The sequence below is a fragment of the Nonomuraea sp. NPDC049750 genome (assembly GCF_040659625.1).
Taxonomy (GTDB): Bacteria; Actinomycetota; Actinomycetes; order Streptosporangiales; family Streptosporangiaceae; genus Nonomuraea.
Genome location: NZ_JBFANB010000017.1, coordinates 159821 through 175669, shown reverse-complemented (window position 1 = coordinate 175669; position 15849 = coordinate 159821). Strand labels below are relative to the sequence as shown.

Annotated in this window: 14 protein-coding genes; 7 read left to right on the top strand and 7 right to left on the bottom strand. The window is 69.6% G+C overall.

Annotated elements, in window-relative coordinates; genetic code table 11:
• Positions 1 to 2: 2 nt before the first annotated feature.
• From AB0J16_RS36460 to AB0J16_RS36450, 3 genes are all read left to right on the top strand, one after another.
• Positions 3 to 194 (top strand): hypothetical protein, encoded by a 192-nt coding sequence (locus AB0J16_RS36460; RefSeq protein ID WP_358548227.1) that lies wholly within the window; start codon positions 3 to 5, stop codon positions 192 to 194.
• Positions 195 to 386: 192 nt separating this feature from the next.
• The gene (locus AB0J16_RS36455) at positions 387 to 644 is read left to right on the top strand and encodes a hypothetical protein (protein WP_358548224.1); all 258 of its coding nucleotides are present in this window, start codon (positions 387 to 389) and stop codon (positions 642 to 644) included.
• Positions 645 to 660: 16 nt separating this feature from the next.
• Positions 661 to 1371: a hypothetical protein gene (locus tag AB0J16_RS36450; protein ID WP_358548221.1), complete on the top strand. Its 711-nt coding sequence runs from the start codon at positions 661 to 663 to the stop codon at positions 1369 to 1371.
• Positions 1372 to 1397: 26 nt separating this feature from the next.
• On the opposite strand, the gene dnaE is transcribed toward AB0J16_RS36450, so the two are convergent.
• Positions 1398 to 4940, bottom strand: a complete 3543-nt coding sequence (gene dnaE / locus AB0J16_RS36445) for a DNA polymerase III subunit alpha (protein WP_358548219.1) — start codon at positions 4938 to 4940, stop codon at positions 1398 to 1400.
• A 130-nt stretch (positions 4941 to 5070) separates the two neighbouring features.
• Between dnaE and AB0J16_RS36440 the strand changes: the two genes are divergently transcribed.
• Positions 5071 to 5985, top strand: a complete 915-nt coding sequence (locus AB0J16_RS36440; RefSeq protein WP_358548216.1) for a LysR family transcriptional regulator — start codon at positions 5071 to 5073, stop codon at positions 5983 to 5985.
• Positions 5986 to 6058: 73 nt separating this feature from the next.
• Positions 6059 to 6823 (top strand): NAD(P)-binding domain-containing protein, encoded by a 765-nt coding sequence (locus AB0J16_RS36435; RefSeq protein ID WP_358548213.1) that lies wholly within the window; start codon positions 6059 to 6061, stop codon positions 6821 to 6823.
• On the opposite strand, the gene AB0J16_RS36430 is transcribed toward AB0J16_RS36435, so the two are convergent.
• Both AB0J16_RS36430 and AB0J16_RS36425 read right to left on the bottom strand, forming a co-directional pair.
• Entirely contained in the window at positions 6807 to 7031 is a 225-nt protein-coding gene (locus AB0J16_RS36430; RefSeq protein ID WP_358548211.1) for a hypothetical protein, read from the bottom strand. The genes AB0J16_RS36435 and AB0J16_RS36430 overlap by 17 nt on opposite strands.
• A gap of 55 nt (positions 7032 to 7086) precedes the next feature.
• Positions 7087 to 8637: an alpha/beta hydrolase gene (locus AB0J16_RS36425; protein WP_358548209.1), complete on the bottom strand. Its 1551-nt coding sequence runs from the start codon at positions 8635 to 8637 to the stop codon at positions 7087 to 7089.
• Positions 8638 to 8778: 141 nt separating this feature from the next.
• Between AB0J16_RS36425 and AB0J16_RS36420 the strand changes: the two genes are divergently transcribed.
• Positions 8779 to 9033 (top strand): hypothetical protein, encoded by a 255-nt coding sequence (locus AB0J16_RS36420; protein WP_358548206.1) that lies wholly within the window; start codon positions 8779 to 8781, stop codon positions 9031 to 9033.
• A gap of 38 nt (positions 9034 to 9071) precedes the next feature.
• Here the strand turns inward: AB0J16_RS36420 and AB0J16_RS36415 are convergent, their stop codons facing one another.
• On the bottom strand, positions 9072 to 11471 hold the full coding sequence (locus AB0J16_RS36415; protein WP_358548204.1) for a M28 family peptidase: 2400 nt from the start codon (positions 11469 to 11471) through the stop codon (positions 9072 to 9074).
• A gap of 182 nt (positions 11472 to 11653) precedes the next feature.
• Here AB0J16_RS36415 and AB0J16_RS36410 point away from each other — a divergent pair, with 182 nt between their 5' ends.
• On the top strand, positions 11654 to 12550 hold the full coding sequence (locus AB0J16_RS36410; RefSeq protein ID WP_358548202.1) for an alpha/beta hydrolase: 897 nt from the start codon (positions 11654 to 11656) through the stop codon (positions 12548 to 12550).
• Between the two features lie 110 nt (positions 12551 to 12660).
• Here AB0J16_RS36410 and AB0J16_RS36405 read toward each other — a convergent pair whose 3' ends face one another.
• The 3 genes from AB0J16_RS36405 to AB0J16_RS36395 form a co-directional block, all read right to left on the bottom strand.
• Positions 12661 to 13566, bottom strand: a complete 906-nt coding sequence (locus AB0J16_RS36405; RefSeq protein WP_358548200.1) for an LLM class flavin-dependent oxidoreductase — start codon at positions 13564 to 13566, stop codon at positions 12661 to 12663.
• A gap of 118 nt (positions 13567 to 13684) precedes the next feature.
• Positions 13685 to 14149, bottom strand: coding sequence for a MarR family transcriptional regulator (locus tag AB0J16_RS36400; protein ID WP_358548196.1), 465 nt, complete (start codon positions 14147 to 14149; stop codon positions 13685 to 13687).
• 37 nt (positions 14150 to 14186) lie between these two features.
• Positions 14187 to 15680 (bottom strand): MFS transporter, encoded by a 1494-nt coding sequence (locus AB0J16_RS36395; RefSeq protein ID WP_358548194.1) that lies wholly within the window; start codon positions 15678 to 15680, stop codon positions 14187 to 14189.
• Between the last annotated feature and the right edge of the window lie 169 nt (positions 15681 to 15849).

Genomic DNA, 15849 nt, shown 5'->3' with positions numbered 1-15849 from the left:
TCATGCGGAACATCACCCTGACCGGCGGCGTCTCACCGGCCCGCGCCTATATCGAGGAACTCATGCCCGACATCCTGAACGGCGTCATCGACCCAGGCCGCGTCTTCGACCGCACCGTCGGCTTGGAGGAGATCCCCGACGCCTACCGCGCCATGGCCGACCGTGAAGCTCTCAAGGCGCTCATCCGCCCCTGATCTCTCGTCGCTCTGTTCGAAGAGCGGCAGAGGCGGAGTCGTCACCGGCACACTGCTGCGCTCGGCGTGCAGCCGAGTAGTCTCCAAGCTCGATGTCCGTATCGTGAGCCTCGGGCGCGTTCGGCGGTCCGTTTCTCTTATGGAGGGGTAGCGATGTTGCGTGCGGTGTTCGTACGAACCTTGAAGGCTGGTGTGACATATGAGCAGTTCAAGGAAGCTTGGGTTCCGGAGGATACGGACGGCTATCCCGCGAAGGTCAGCGTCTCGCGCAATGTCGCCGACGACCGGCAGGTGATCACGGTCCTTGAGCTGGACATGTCCCTGGCCGAGTTCGAGGGCACGCGTGCGGCGCTGACCCGTCCGGACGCACTGGAGCGGCTCGCCGAGATCGTGGAGACGACCGAGTTGGCGGGCCTGTATGAGGGTGTACTCGATGAGAGGGATCTGTGACGATCGCGGGTGAGTGATGTCGTTCAAGGCCGAGCAGATCGCGCGGCTGGCCGAGTCCGGGTGGTCGTGCTGCGAATCCGTGGCCGAAGCGGTGGCGCGGGCCGGGCTACCTGCGGTGACGCCTGACTACCTGGCGGCCGCGTTCTCCGACGATCTGTGGGAGGCCGCCGGGCGCGCGGTGCTCGCGCTTCGGAACCACTTCGCCTCGGCTCGCTTCGCGGAGGAGGCGATGTACGGGATTCTGCTGGTACCCGACCCTGGTCGGTTGGACACCCGGGGCCCGATGGCCGCGGCCATGCGAGCGGATCAGCTCGACACGCCCACCGAGGACGTGTTCGACGCGCGGCTGCCCGCAGGTGTCCTCGGCGTCCGACCCGGCAGGCCGTGGACCATGGTCGCCACGGTCACCGGGGTCTATGGGCCGTCTCTGGGTAGTCACCACCAGATCGTGGACGGGCCGGCGGCGTCGTTCACGGTGGCGGGCACGGACACCAGGACGCTGATGATCCGTCAGCTCTGGGGCGCCCGAGTCCTGCAAAGCGGGCGTGACCTGCCCGACTGCGAATCGAACGCGAGGTGGACGTTCACGCTGTTCCCCGGCGAGGGCCTCACCGAAGGCCATGCCGAATCCGGCACCGTGCTCAAGGGCAAGGTGCGTTTCCGGCTCGGCAAGCCCGACCGCGGCATCGGATCGGCGCGCGTGGCTCCCGCCATCGCCGTCACTTAGGGCGCCAGCGGCCCATGATGAGACGCCTACGCCCCGCCGTACGCGATGGCGTTGGGGCCGAACAGGGCCTTGATGTCGCCGTAGAACGCCGGCCCTGGGGTGATCTGGAAGGGTTCCAGGTTCAGGAGCACCCCTTTCGCGCCATGGCGGTGCAAGCGCACATGTACGGGCGCGCGACCGGGATGAGCGGTCAGGATGTGCTTGAACTCCTCCACAACCCGCCGGTTCAGCAGGCTCTCCTGGAGCGAGATCACCACGGGTAGCTCGGTGTTGGCCGTGGTGATGTCGAGGACGGCGATGTCCTCGCCGTACACGCTCAGTGTCTCGTCGCGGACGTTGATCCGTCCGCGCACCGAGATCACCCGGTCCTCGGCCAGCGTCTCGCCGTACAGAATGTACGTCTTGGGGAAGATCAGGCACTCCACGGCGGCGTCGTGATCCTCAAGGGTGACGATCGCCCACGGGCTGCCCTGTTTGGTGACCTTGCGCTGCAGGCCGGAGACGATGCCGCTGACCCGGACCGGGCCGTCCTGCCGCCCGGAGGCGAGCAGGTCGGCGATCGTGGTGTCGCGGTTGGCGTCCAGAACGCGTTCGGCGCCGTCGAGCGGGTGGCTGGAGACGTACAGGCCGAGCATCTCGCGCTCGTAGGCGAGCAGGGTGGCCTTGTCCCACTCCCCCTCCGGGATGGCGATGGAGAAGGCGCTGGTCTGTCCCGGTTCGCCGAACAGGGAGTCCTGGCCGTGCGCCTCGTTGCGCTTGACGTCGACGACCGCGTCGACGGCCTGCTCGTGGACCGCCACCAGGGCCTTGCGGTGATGCCCCATGCCGTCGAACGCGCCCGCCGTGGCCAGCGACTCGATGACCCGCTTGTTGCAGACGACGGACGGGACCTTGGTGAGGAAGTCATTGAAATCGGTGTAGTTGCCCTTGGCCGAGCGGGTGGTGACGATCGCGTCCACGACGTTGGACCCGACGTTGCGTATGGCGCCCAGCCCGAAGCGGATGTCGGAGCCGACGGCGGCGAAGTCCAGCACGCTGGCGTTGACGTCGGGGGGCAGCACCTTGATGCCCAGCCGCCGGCAGTCGGACAGATAGACGGCCATCTTGTCCTTGTCGTCGCCGACGGAGGTGAGCAGCGCGGCCAGGTACTCGCACGGGTGGTTGGCTTTGAGGTAGGCGGTCCAGTACGAGACCAGGCCGTACCCGGCGGTATGCGACTTGTTAAAGCCGTACCCGCTGAAGGGCACCAGAACATCCCAGACAGCCGAGATCGCCTCGCTGGAGAAGCCTCGCCCGCGCATGCCCGCCGAGAACTTGTCCCATTCGGCGTCCAGGACTTCCTTCTTCTTCTTGCCCATGGCCCGGCGAAGCATGTCGGCGCCGCCGAGCGAGTAACCGGCGAGCTGCTGGGCGATGGCCATCACCTGTTCCTGGAAGACGACCAGGTGGTAGGTGTCGCCGAGGATGGGTTCGAGCGCCTCGCCCAGTTCGGGGTGGATCGGCTCGACCGGCTGTTTGCCCGTCTTGCGCAGCGCGTAGTTGGTGTGGGCGTTCATCTCCATCGGGCCAGGGCGGTAAAGCGCGTTCACGGCGGCGATGTCGGTGAACGTGGTCGGCTGCATCAGCTTCAGCAGCACCCGCATGCCGCCGCTGTCGAGCTGGAAGACCCCGAGCGTGTCGCCGCGGGCCAGCAGCTCGTACGTCGTGGCGTCGTCGAGCGGGACCTCCAGGATGTCGATATCGGCACCCTTGTTGGCGCGGACGTTGGCGATCGCGTCGCCGATGACGGTGAGGTTGCGCAGGCCGAGGAAGTCCATCTTCAGCAGGCCCATGTCCTCGGCCTGGGTGAAGGGGAAGCCGGTGATCACCGGGCCGTCGGCCTTCGGTCTGGTCAGCGGGATCACGTCGATCAGCGGATCGGAGGACAGGATCACCCCGGCGGCGTGGACGCCGGTGCCCCGGGTCAGGCCCTCCAGGCCGGTCGCGGTGTCGATCACCCGTTTGACGTCAGGGTCCTGCTCGTACATCGTCCGCAGTTCGGCCGCCTCGCCGTGGCGGGGGTGGCCGGGGTCGTGGATCGCGGCGAGCGGGATCTCCTTGCCGCCGTCCGCCGCGGGGAAGGCCTTGGTGACGCGGTCGCCCAGCGCGTACGGCAGGCCGAGCACCCGGCAGGAGTCCTTGATCGCGGCCTTGGCCTTGATGGTGCTGAACGTGACGATCTGGCAGACCCGGTCCTCGCCGTACCTGCGGGTGACGTAGTCGATCATCTCGTCCCGCCGCCGGTCGTCGAAGTCCAGGTCGACGTCGGGCATGGTGATGCGTTCGGGGTTGAGGAAGCGTTCGAAGATGAGCTTGTGCTCGATCGGGTCGAGCTGGGTGATGCCCGTGCAGTACGCGACCATCGACCCGGTGGCCGAGCCGCGGCCGGGGCCCAGGCCGATGCCGTTGTCGCGGGCGTACCGGCAGATGTCGGCGACCACCAGGAAGTAGCCGGGAAAACCCATGGTGTCGATCACCGACAGCTCGTAGTCGATGCGGTCGAGCACGTCCTGCGGCGGGTGGCCGTCGTAGCGTCGGCGTGCGCCGTCGAGGGTCTCCTTGCGCAGCCAGCTTGACTCGCTCTCGCCCTCCGGTACGGGGAAGCGCGGCGTCAGGTCCCGGTGGGCGAACACCTCGCCGTAGTCGCCGACCCGTTCGGCGATCAGCAGCGTGTTGTCGCACGCGCCGGGAACCTCGGCGTCCCACAGCGCCCGCATCTCCTCCGCCGGTTTGACGAAGTAGCCGCTGCCGCTGAAACGGAAGCGCTCGGCGTCGGCGAGCCGCTTGCCGGTGCCGACACACAGCAGCGCGTCGTGCGCCTGGGCCTGGGCCTCGGTGACGTAGTGGGAGTCGTTGGTGGCCAGGGGCGGCAGGTTGAGCTCCTTGCCCAGTTTGAGCAGCTCGTCGCGGACTCGGCGCTCGATGGCCAGGCCGTGGTCCATCAGCTCCAGGAAGTAGTTGTCCTTGCCGAAGATGTCGCGGTAGCGGGCGGCGGCCTCGCGGGCCTGGTCGTACTGGCCGAGCCGGAGCCTGGTCTGTACCTCCCCGGACGGGCACCCGGTCGTGGCGATGATCCCTCGGCCGTGCTCCGCGAACAGTTCATCATCCATGCGCGGATATTTCTGGACATGGCCCTCTAGCCAAGCCCGCGACTGGAGCCGGAACAGGTTCTTCAGCCCCTCCGCGCCATCAGCCCACATCGTCATGTGCGTGTACAGCCCGCGCCCCGAGACGTCCCCGCCCTCCCCCGTCTCGTCGTTGGAGCGGCGCAGCGCCAGGTTGTCGCTGTAGTACACGGGCTGCCGGTGACGCCGTGAGGCGGGCGCGACGTAGCTCTCGATGCCGATGATCGGCTTGACGCCCGCCTTGCGCGCCGACTGGTAGAACTCGTACGCCCCGTGCACGTTCCCGTGATCGCTCATCGCCACCGCGGGCATCCCCTGACGGGACACCTCGTCCATCAGCAGGCCGACCTTGGCGGCCCCGTCGAGCATGCTGTACTCGGTATGGACGTGCAGGTGTACGAACACTACTCCCCCTGGTTGTAGGCTCTTGGGCGAACCCGTGCATTCGACCCGAGAGCAGGCGGGGTTGTCCAACAATCGACACACCGAAACTTCACAACCATCGGTTGTATCCGCAGACCTGGATCTCGGCACCGTGCGCGCCTTCGTCGCCGTCACCGAGGACCGCTACTTCAGCGAGGCCGCGGCCCGTCTGGGCATCACCCAGCAGGCCATCTCCAAGCGGATCGCGAAGCTGGAGTCCGATCTCGGCCTGCGGCTGTTCTTCCGTTCGCGCAACGGGGCCGACCTCACCGAGGACGGCCAGGCGTTCCTGCCCCACGCGCGCGCCCTGATCGGCATCGCCGACCAGGCGCGGGAGGGGCTGCGCCGACGGCGGCGCGCGCTGCGGGTCGATGTCCTCGACACCCGGGTCGCCTCCATCGACCTGATCCGCTCCTTCCACGACGCGACCTCCGAGGCGGACATCGAGATCATCACCTCGAACGGGTACAGAAGCGCCCGCGCCGCCCTCACCCGAGGCTCCGTCGACGCCGCCTACTGCCGCGTCAGCGGCACGCTGGAGGAGGAGCTCCGAGCCGTCCCCGCCTACTGCGAGCCTCTCCACCTCCTGGTCAACCGCGACCACCCGCTCGCCGATCAGCCGTCCGTACGGATGGCGCAGCTCTCAGGGACCAGCGTGTGGATGCCCGGCAACGCCCCCGGCAGCGAATGGGCCGAGTTCTACGACTCCCTCGGCGCCGACTTCGCCATCACGATGGACGTCTCCGGGCCCGACTTCGGCTGGGAGCACTTCGTGGAACAGGTCGGCGTCGCCGGGCGGGTGAGCATCGTCGGCGAACGCACCCGCCTGCCCTGGCGTCAAGACACCGTACGGATCCCGCTGGTCGATCCCGTGCCCGCGTACCCGTTCCTGCTGCTCCACCACCACCAGAACCGTCACCCGCTGCTGACCGCGCTGATCGACTTCGTCACCCGCGACTACCAGCCCTTCGACCCGGACCACCAATGGCTCCCCGAACCCGACCGCGCCTCATTCCCTGCTGGGTAACCCCGCCTTCCGGGTAGTCGCGCGGCCGGAGCACCATGGGTCACGACCATCACGCACGACAAGGGCGGACACTGTGCAGCGCATCGGCATCATCGGAGTGGGCGAGATCGGGCGGGCCATCGTGATGGGCCTGTGTGACGGGGGCGGTGAGTCGCCGGAGGTCTTTCTCTCCCCGCGCGGCGCTCGCACCGCCGCGGAGCTGGCCGAGCGCTACGAGGGCGTGCGGGTATGCGCGGACAACCAGGAGGTGGTGGATCGCTCCGAGGTGGTGATCATCGCCGTCCGGCGACCGGACCGGCACGAAGCGCTGGCCGGGCTGCGGGTGGACGCGGGCACGGTCGTGGTGAACCTGATGGCCGGGGTCGGCAACGACGAGCTGCGCCGGACGCTCGCCACGGACGCGCCGCTGGTGCGGGCCATCCCCCTGCCCACCGTACGAGAGCGTCGCTGCGTCACGGTGACCTACCCGTCGCACCCGGTGGTGGACGCTCTCTTCGAGCACCTGGGCGGGGCGCAACCGGCCGCGGACGAGGCGGCCTTCAACATCTTCTCCGCGCTGACGGGGACGCTGACCACCCACTACTCCTTCCTCGCCACGCTCGCGTCATGGGCCGTCGAGCACGGCATCGCCGCCGACGACGCGGACCGCTACGTACGCGGCCTCTTCCAGGGCGTCGGCCGTTCCCTCAGCGACGAGACCCGCTCGCTGCAACGGCTCGCGGCCGATCACGAGACCCCGAACGGGAGCAACGAGCGCATCCGCACCACCTGGTTCAACCCCGCCAACTCCGACGCCCTCGGCAAGGCCCTCGACGACCTTCTCACCGATCTGAACTAGCCGGTGAGTGCTGGGCCTCGTACGCGGTTCTGCCGGCCTCGATGTCGGTGATGTGCTCCATGGCCCAGCCGGCCAGGGCCAGCGCGGGCGGGATGAGGCTGAGCTCGGTGGGGTCCCGGTAGCACTGACGAAGTTTCGGTCGGATATAGCCGTGACCTGTGGTGATTCCGCGGCGTGGGGCCTCGAAGTCGATCAAGCACTCGTGCACGTGTCCGCGACACGTGCACGAGTGGGTGGTGATCAGGAGCTCCAGGGGGTGGCCGTCAGAAGCGGAACCCCCAGCCGGGTGTGCCGGGCTGCGGAGCGACGGGCTCGCCGAGCGTGCTCACCTCAGCGGGCGGGACCGCCGGGCAACGGGCTCCCTTCGCCGGGAGTGTCTGCGTGAGCAGGTAGGACTCGATGATCTGGTTGCCGCACGCGCCACGCCCCAGGACGATGTGCCCCCAGCCCTCGTACGTGAGCAACCGCCCGGAACGCCCCAGTTGGCGGGTCGCACCCAGTGCCCACGGGTAGACGGTGGCGGGGTCGTGCAGGGAGTTGGCGACCAGCAGCGGCGTGTCCGTGCGGACGTTCAGGCGATGCTGCGGGTTGGGGATCGGGCCCGGCGTCCCGAGGCAGGCGACGCTCGTCGCGAGCGCGATCGGGCTGTACCGCATTTCGGGCGCGATCTTGGCCATACGGCGCAGGCGCCCGGCGAACTCTCGGTAGTCCCGGATCGGCAGCCGGTAGTCCAGGCAGAAGATCTGCAACGGGTTCGGGCTGACCTCCTCCGCGCTGGTCTTCGGAGCGCCGGTGAGCGACATCCGCAACGTGCTGTCACCCGTCGCCCGGCCAGTGTCAAGATCGGCGAGCAGTTGGGAGAGCGCCAGCCAGTTGAAGGGATCGTAGAAGGCGCCCAGCGCCGCGTTAGCGATCACGAACGCGGTCACCGGGACGTCGGGCTCCCCCGGTACGTGCAGTTCACCGCGATCGGCCCGCTCCAGCAGCCCCCGCCAGAACGCCTTGACGTCCTGGCCGTGCTGGAGACAGCGGCTGTCCCGGTCGCACCAGGCCGCGAACTCGTTGAAGGCGTCCTGCGCGCCCCACGTCTCGGTGTCCATGAACGCCTGCGTGCCCAGGCTGTGGTCCATGGTGCTGTCGAGGACGAAGGCGCGGACCCGCTTCGGGTAGCGCTCGGCGTACAACTGGCCGAGGAGGGTGCCGTACGAACCGCCCCAGAACGACAGTTGCCGCTCACCGAGCGCGGCGCGGAAGGCGTCGAGGTCGGCCGCCGTGCTGAGCGAGTCGACGTGGTCGAACAGCGGGCCGGTACGCGCCCGGCAGTCGTCGCGCAGGCGCTTGTTGTAGGCGACCATCCGGTCGAAGTCGGCCTGGCTCTTCATGAGCGGCTCCGGCGCCTGCGTCAGCAGGTCCGTGGAGCAGAGGATGGGGTGGCTCCGGTTCGTGCCGCGCGGGTCGAGGCCGACGATGTCGAAGCGGCGCAGCACCTCGGGGCTGAAGCGGCGCGGGCTCGTGAGGACCAGGTTCACTCCCGAACCACCTGGGCCACCGGCCCCCAGCGTGAGCACACCGATCCTGGCCGCCGGGTCGGTGGCCTTGCGGCGGGCGACCCCGACCTGGAAGGTGCCGCCTTCCGGATGCTTCCAGTCGACGGGAACGGTGATCGTCCCGCAGTCCACCTCGGGAACCTCCGGACACGGCGTCCAGGAGATCGCGGCAGGGGCCGGTTCGGTCCGCTCGGCGGTGGCCGTGGCCGGCGTGATCAAGAGGAGCGGGATTGTGAGCCCCGATAACAGGGCGACGAATCTTCGCATGCCCCGATCTTTGACCGCCTCCGGTCAGAAGGGAATCGAGCGAAGGTATGGACGTGACCTCATCCGCAGGTATGACGGCCGGGCGGATGCGAGGTGCTTCACACGGCATCACAGCCGGGCGGAACGTGTCGTCCATGGGGCATGACGAACTCGCGACAGACCTCGGTGCTGATCACCGGAGGCAACAAGGGACTCGGCTTCGAGGCGGCCCGCCGGCTCGCCGAACTGGGCTGGACGATCTTCCTCGGCTCGCGCGTCGGTTACGAATCGATGCCGCTGGATGGCACCCTGGCCCAGCGTTTCGTCATGTTCTACGCCGAGCCGGGGACAACCGATCACGACAAGATGGTTCTGCTCGACATGGACAGGTCCGCACCCGCGACGGCCGACCCGTGATCACCACGCGCCCTCGCCGAGCCGGACGGCAGGTGAGTCTAAGCGTCGCCGGTCAAGGTGTAACCGCGGGTGACCGCGATGAGGCCGCCGTCCTCTCTGGTGGCCGCGACCAGGTGCGGTGGCCTGGGGACGAAGCCCGGCACCGCGGTCAGCCCGTCGGTCTCGCCGATGACGGTGAGGCGAATCCGGTCCGCTTCCGGTACGCGCAGGGTGATCTGGACTCCCTGGGCGGGGATGCCACGGAAGCGGATCTCTGAGGGCCAGGTTCCGGCTCGCGTACCGGTCACGGGGACGCTCGCCGACCCGAACCGGCCGGCCGACGCGGTGGTGTGGCTGATCGGCTGGTCGAGCCTCAGCGTCAGCGAGCGCGCGCCCTTCCCCGCTGTCACGTGCAGTTTGAGCGTGCCCTCGCGGTGGGCCAGGACGGTGGCTCGCGGGCCGTCGGCGGCGATCGCGGGTGCGGGACCGGTCCACAGCGTGCCTCGCGCGTACCCGGTGGGCAGCGTGGTGGTGTCGTGGCCGGTCACGTACTGCCTGGTCCACTGTGGCGGGTCCGTGTCGGCGCTGACCCAGTGAGCGGTGCGGGTGTCGGCGTTCATGACGTAGGCCAGGTGTGTGCGCTGCGGCTGACTGGCGTCGAAGTCGTCCGCCACGAGCCCGGTGGCGATCAGTCCCGTCGTCAGGAGAAGGGCCGCCAGAGACACGGGGAGGAGGACGGCGCGTTTCGGCCGGATGGCGAGCTCGGGCAGGAGCCGGGCGGCGGGGTCCGGCGGGAGCTGGGTGGCGGGGTCCGGCAGGCGGCGGGTGGCGGAATCGGGCAGGAACAGTTCCGCGATCTGCACCACGGCCAGTCCGAACAGCGCCAGTATCAGCGCGCTCACCCCGCCGAGTGCCAGCCCCATCCCGTCGAAGACGTCCCCGGCCAGGGACGGCAGCAGCATCGCGGCCGTGACCGGGCCCAGCAGCGCCGCGGCCGCCCGCGCCCAGGCAGGTCCGCGCGACAAGGCGGCGGCCAGGCAGCCGAGCGCGCCCAGCAGTGCCGGCAGGGCGAACAGGAAGGACGCGCCGGGAGCGACCTGAGCGCACAGCACGCCCAGCCCGGCGAGCCAGGTCAGCGCCCCGACGGTCAGCGCCGCCGGACCGAGCCTGCGCCGCAGCACCAGATACCAGCCGAGAACCGCCAGCGCGCACAGGACCGCGATCGCCGCCTGGTACGGCCGCGGGCGGTGCAGCAGCCCACCCATCAGGTCATAGGCGGGCCGCCAGGCCACCAGCAGTTCCCACAATCCCTGGGCCAGGGCGACCGACAGCACCAAGGGCACCACGGCCGAGACCGCGGCCGCGATCAGCCGGGGCAGGCTCAGCAGTCGCCTGATGCGGGCCAGCACCGCCAGGCCCGCCACCGCGAGGAGGGCCAGCACCGCCAGCGGCCAGACGAGCCGGTCCGGGTAGGTGATCATGGTGCCGAGGGCGCGGAAGTAGGTGACGTCCTGATCGGAGGTCAGCGTCCGCAGGTCCGCGTCGCCGAGGGCGCGCGTCAGCGCCAGCATGTTGGTGCCGTGATGTTGCAGGCTGCCCCGGTTGAGGTTGGCGATGGAGTCGCCCGCGGTGTGATACAGCGAGGAACGCTGGATGTAGGCGAAGTTCATGCCGGTGAAGCCGGCCTTGGTCAGCGGGGTGAAGTCGGTGTTGTTGGGCAGCAGCCGATAGACCTCCACCATGGCGGAGTGACCGCGCGGCGCGGGGACGGCGTTGACGAAGGTTTCGACCAGGTGGGAGTTGCCGGCGGTGGTCTCGAACATCAACGAGGGGCCGCTGACGCCGCGGGCCTCCCAGTTCAGCAGCACGCCGCCGGCTTTGCCCAGGGGGTGGTCGCGGACGAAGGCCTCGGCGCCGAGCACGCCGTCCTCCTCGCCGTCCGACATGAGCAGCACGATGTCGTTACGCATGCCGGGACCGGTGCGCAGCGCCCGGACGGTCTCGATCATCGCGGCCACCGCGGCGCCGTCGTCGGAGGCACCCGGTCCCATGGCCGCGGAGTCGTAGTGCGCGGCGATGAGCACGGTGCCGGTCGAGCCCGTTCCCGGCAGCCGGCCCACGATGTTGTCGACCTGGCCGAACGCCGCCAGCCCAGCGGAAGACCAGGCACCGACCGAACGCTGGATCTCGACCTGAAGCCCTGCCGCCCGCAGTTGCCGGGCCAGGTAGTCCCTGGCCCGGCCGCTCGCCGGGCTGCCGATGGGCCGCGGCTCAGCGGCGAACTCCTTCAGGTGCGCCAGCGCGCGTTCGGCGCTGAACCGCGCGCTCGGGGCGCTGGCCGGCAGGGGTTGCATGGTGCTGTCGGCCATGGCGGACAGCATGATCACCGCCATCAGGGTGAGCAGGGCCGCCAGCCCGGCCGGCAGCCGCCGTGGGACGTCGAACAACTTTCCGATCATGGCCAGGAAGGCTAGGCCGGGCCACGCACCTCGCGGAATGAGGCGCTCACCCGTTCACACCTGCGGTTTTCCGCAGCCCTGTTCCAGCTGGGGCAGCAGAGCGCCGAGCGGTGCGTGATCGAGGCTGAACGTCCGACGGATGGCGGATGATCCCGTAGGTCGCAACCATGAAGATGGCTGACATGGATCCCGAACTTGAAGCATTCATCCCGCTGTTCCCCAAGGCCGACCTGACCGACCCGGTCGCCGAACGCGAGAACTTCGCCGCGCTGGCCGCCGCGCTGCCGCCACCCGACACCGGTGACCTGGAGATCGAGGACCGCATCGTGCCCGCCGATCCGGACGTGCCGGTACGGATCTACCGCCCGCGCCACCCGCAGGGCGCCATCGTCTGGCTGCACGGCGGCGGATTCGTCATGGGTGACCTGAACACCGAGCACCCCTGGGCCGCCCGGCTCGCGGCCGTCTCCGGCGCGGTGGTGGTCTCGGTGGGTTACCGGCTGGCCCCCGAGAATCGGTTCCCGGCCGCCCTGGACGACGTCTACGCCGCGCTGACCTGGACGGCCAAGAACGCCGCCGAGCTCGGCGGCGACCCGGAACGGATCGCGGTCGGCGGCCACAGCGCCGGTGGCGGACTCGCGACGGCGGTGGCGCTGCGAGCGCGTGACGAGCAAGGGCCGCCGATCCGCTTCCAGCTGCTCAACCAGCCCGGACTCGACGACCGGCAGGAGACCTGGTCGGCGCGGCACTTCACCGACACGCCGTGGATGAATCGCGACAAAGTCACCGCGATTTGGCGGCACTACCTGGGCTCCACGCCCGCCACGCCGTACGCCGCCCCAGCGCGGGCCGACGACCTGTCCGGACTGCCGCCCGCCTACATCGCCACCGCGGAATTCTGCCCGAACCGCGACGAAGGCGTCACGTACGCGCTGCGGCTGCTGCGGGCGGGCGTGTCGGCCGAGCTGCACCAGTGGCCCGGCACCTTCCACGGGTCACAGGCGATCCTGTCCGCCGAGGTGTCGCAGCGGCAGATCGCCGAACTCGGCGCCGCCCTGCGCCGCGCCCTGGCCGAGTGAGGCGACCCTCTCTGGTAGCCGGCCCAAGGAAGGCTGCTCGGTGAAGACGAAGAGCTGTCCGTGGCCCGCGACCGCGCCGGCCCGGCGAGCGGCACGCGGCCGGTGTCGCGCTACTTCGCGATCGCCTCGCGGACGGACGGGACGATCTCCTGGGCCCAGCGGGCCAGGACGGTGAGGTCAGCGGCGCCATGGCCGTCGGAGAAGAGCGTGAAGCCCGACGCGCCGTGCTCCAGCACGGCTCCGGTCAGCTCCTCGACCCACTGGCCGACGGAGCCGCCGAGCCAGCGGCCGTCGCGGTCGCGGGTGGCGGGCAGCGGCTGGTCGGTGATGCGTCCGGGGAAGTTGAAGACCGTACGGATCTCGCTCGGATCGCGGCCGACGGACGCCGCCGCGTCGTCGATGATCGGCCGGGAGGTTCGGTAGCGTTCGCTGAGCCAGTCGGCCGCGTGGCCGGGGATCCAGCCGTCGGCCACCCGGCCGGTGGCGGCCAGGGACTTCGCGCCGACCGAGCCGGTCCACACGGGCGGCGCGGCGACGGGAGCGGGCTCGATCTGGTGCACCTGGTAGTGGTTGCCCTCGTAGGTGACCGGCGGGCCGCCGCCCGACAGCAGCTTGATCAGGACGATCGCCTCCTCGAAGGCGTCCACGGCCGCGCCGGGCGTCAGCCGCGGCACTCCCATGTCGGCGATGCGATCCCACAGCCCGCCCGCGCCCATGCCGAGCACGATCCGGCCGTCCGACAGCGCCGACAGCGACGTCACCGTCCTGGCCAGCATGGCGGGCGGCCGGGTCGGCAGGTTGGTGACGTTGGCGAAGCCGGCGATGTGCCGGGTACGACCGAGGATGAAGCCGAGCGCGGCATAGGCGTCCAGGCGCCCGCCTATGTAGGGATGGTCGGACAAGGTGAAGATGTCCAGCCCGTCCTGGTCGGCCTGCTGGACCAAGCGCAACAGCTCGGGGATGTCGTCGATGCTGGAATGCGCGCCAAAACCGAAGACGACGTTATGTGCGGACAACGTGCCGCCTTTCTCTGCGAATGATCGTCAGCGCGCCCCGGTGTGCCGCGCGGCGCGTTGAGTTCGTACTACGAACCATATTAGTTCGTAGTACGAACTGCAACTCTCGCGCAGCGGTTCAGCGCGGGCGATCCGGTTCCACGAAGACGGTGGGCACCTTGTTGTCCGCCACGATCCGGCCGAGCAGCGCGGCGAGCGTGTCGCGTTCGGCCGGGGCGAATCCCGAGGTCAGTTCCTCGACGCGGCGGCAGGTCTCGGCGTAGAACTCGTCGACCAGCTTGGCGCCCCGTGGGGTGAGCGCCACTCGCACCGCGCGGGAGTCCTGCGGGTCGGGCCGGCGTTGGACCAGGCCGTTGCGTTCGCTGCGGTCCACCAGGCCGGTCAGGCTCGACTTGGCCAGGCCGAGCATCGCGCCCAGCTCGCTCATGCCGTACGGCTGCGGCATCAAGACGCACAACAACTGGCCCTGCTGCTGGGTGAGACCGTACTCGCGGGCGGAATCCGCGTACACGGCATTCACCAGAAAGGTAGACCGTACGAGCGCGGCCACCGTCCCGATCTGGCCTTCGACATCTTTACTCACCGGCCCAGGCTAACAAACTTCGTGGGACGAACTACCGCTATGAGCGAGCCGTCTCGTAATCGGGAAGTGCGGCCGGGGTGGTCCGGGTCGCCGGGCGCATGGTCAGGATCAGTACGGCCAGCCCGGCGAAGATGACGGCGGCGATGGCGCCGGTGACGTGCACGCAAGCGGTGAACGCCTCCCGCGCTGCGTGCAGCAGTTCCGCGCCCTGGCCGGCGGGCAGGTGCCGGCTGGCGGCGACCGCGCCGGCCAGCGAGTCGGACGTGCCGTCCATCTGGCCGCGGTAGACCACCGCGGCCACCACGCCGAGCAGCGCGAAGCCGAGGGAACCGCCGAAGTAGTTGCTGGTCTCCGACATCGACGCCGCCGATCCGGCGCGCTCCGGCGGTACGGCCCCGACGACCAGCCCCGTGCCCAGCGCGAACAGCGGACCGGTGCCCAGAGCCAGCACGGTGATGCCGATCATCACCAGCGGCAGGGCGCTCGCCCCGCCGACGCCGACCAGCAGCAGGCTGCCCAGCGCCGACACCACCAGCCCGCCGGCGATGGCGGTCGGCTGCTTCATCCGCCGGGCCAGCGTGGGCGCGGCCATGGTGCCGAGCGCCGTACCCAGGCCCATGGGCGCGAACAGCAGCGCTGACGCGACCGGCGAGAAGCCCAGCACGCTCTGCAGGTACTGGGTCACCAGCAGGCCCGTACCGGCCATGGCGATGCCGGCGAAGACCAGCGCGATGAGTACGGCCGTGAACGGGCGGTTGCGCAGCAGCCGCAGGTCCAGCAGCGGCGTGTCCAGCCGCAGCTGCCGGCGTACGAACAGCACTCCGATGGCCGCGCCGACGACCAGGGCCACCGCCGGGACGACCGGTACGCTCTCGACCGGCAGCTGCTTGATGCCGTACACCATCAACAGCACAGCCACGAGCGACAGACCCACGCTGGCCAGGTCCAGCCGACCGGCCCGGTCGGTGCGGAACTCCGGCAGCAGGACCGGCCCGGCCAGCAGCAGCAACGCCATCGCCGGCACGGCGACCAGGAACACCGATCCCCACCAGAAGTGCTGGAGCAGGAATCCGGCGAGCACGGGCCCGAGCGCGCCGCCGGTGAACTGGCAGGTCGCCCAGATCGCGATGGCCTGCCCACGCTGCCGTTGATCGTGGAACATGTTGGTGATCAAGGCGAGTGTGGACGGCATCAGGGTCGCGCCGGCGACGCCCAGCAGCGCACGCGCGATGATCAGCATCAGCGGGCTGACCGAGAAGGCCGCGGCGACCGACAGCACCGCGAACGCCGCTCCCCCGATCATCAGCAGCCGGCGGCGGCCGATCCGGTCGCCGAGCGTACCCATGGTGATGACCAGGCCGGCCACCATGAATCCATAGCTGTCACTGATCCACAGCTGCTGGACGTTGGTGGCGCCCAGGCCGGCGCTCAGCTGTGGGAGCGCGAGAAGCAGCGCCGTCATGTCCATCGCGACGAGCAAGGTCGGCAGCACCAGGACGATCAGTCCCAGCCACGCCCGGTTGACTCGCATATCCGAAACTCCCGTTTGTTGTTCGATCGACGTTTCGCCGGGTGGTCGGAGCGGTCGCGAGCTTCTTGACATCGCCGCGGTCGCGCGACAGCGAAAAAGTCGCGGGTAAGTTTTGGCGGGGGGATGTCAAGACGACGGCGGCGGCTCCGACCAACCGGTCGAAGGGCCC

Excerpts from the sequence above, each read along its gene's own strand:
- AB0J16_RS36395 (WP_358548194.1), bottom strand. The coding sequence starts at position 15,680 with ATGCGAGTCAACCGGGCGTGGCTGGGACTGATCGTCCTGGTGCTGCCG.
- AB0J16_RS36460 (WP_358548227.1), top strand. The coding sequence starts at position 3 with ATGCGGAACATCACCCTGACCGGCGGCGTCTCACCGGCCCGCGCCTAT.
- AB0J16_RS36415 (WP_358548204.1), bottom strand. The coding sequence starts at position 11,471 with ATGATCGGAAAGTTGTTCGACGTCCCACGGCGGCTGCCGGCCGGGCTG.
- AB0J16_RS36450 (WP_358548221.1), top strand. The coding sequence starts at position 661 with ATGTCGTTCAAGGCCGAGCAGATCGCGCGGCTGGCCGAGTCCGGGTGG.
- AB0J16_RS36425 (WP_358548209.1), bottom strand. The coding sequence starts at position 8,637 with ATGCGAAGATTCGTCGCCCTGTTATCGGGGCTCACAATCCCGCTCCTC.
- AB0J16_RS36420 (WP_358548206.1), top strand. The coding sequence starts at position 8,779 with ATGACGAACTCGCGACAGACCTCGGTGCTGATCACCGGAGGCAACAAG.
- AB0J16_RS36410 (WP_358548202.1), top strand. The coding sequence starts at position 11,654 with ATGGATCCCGAACTTGAAGCATTCATCCCGCTGTTCCCCAAGGCCGAC.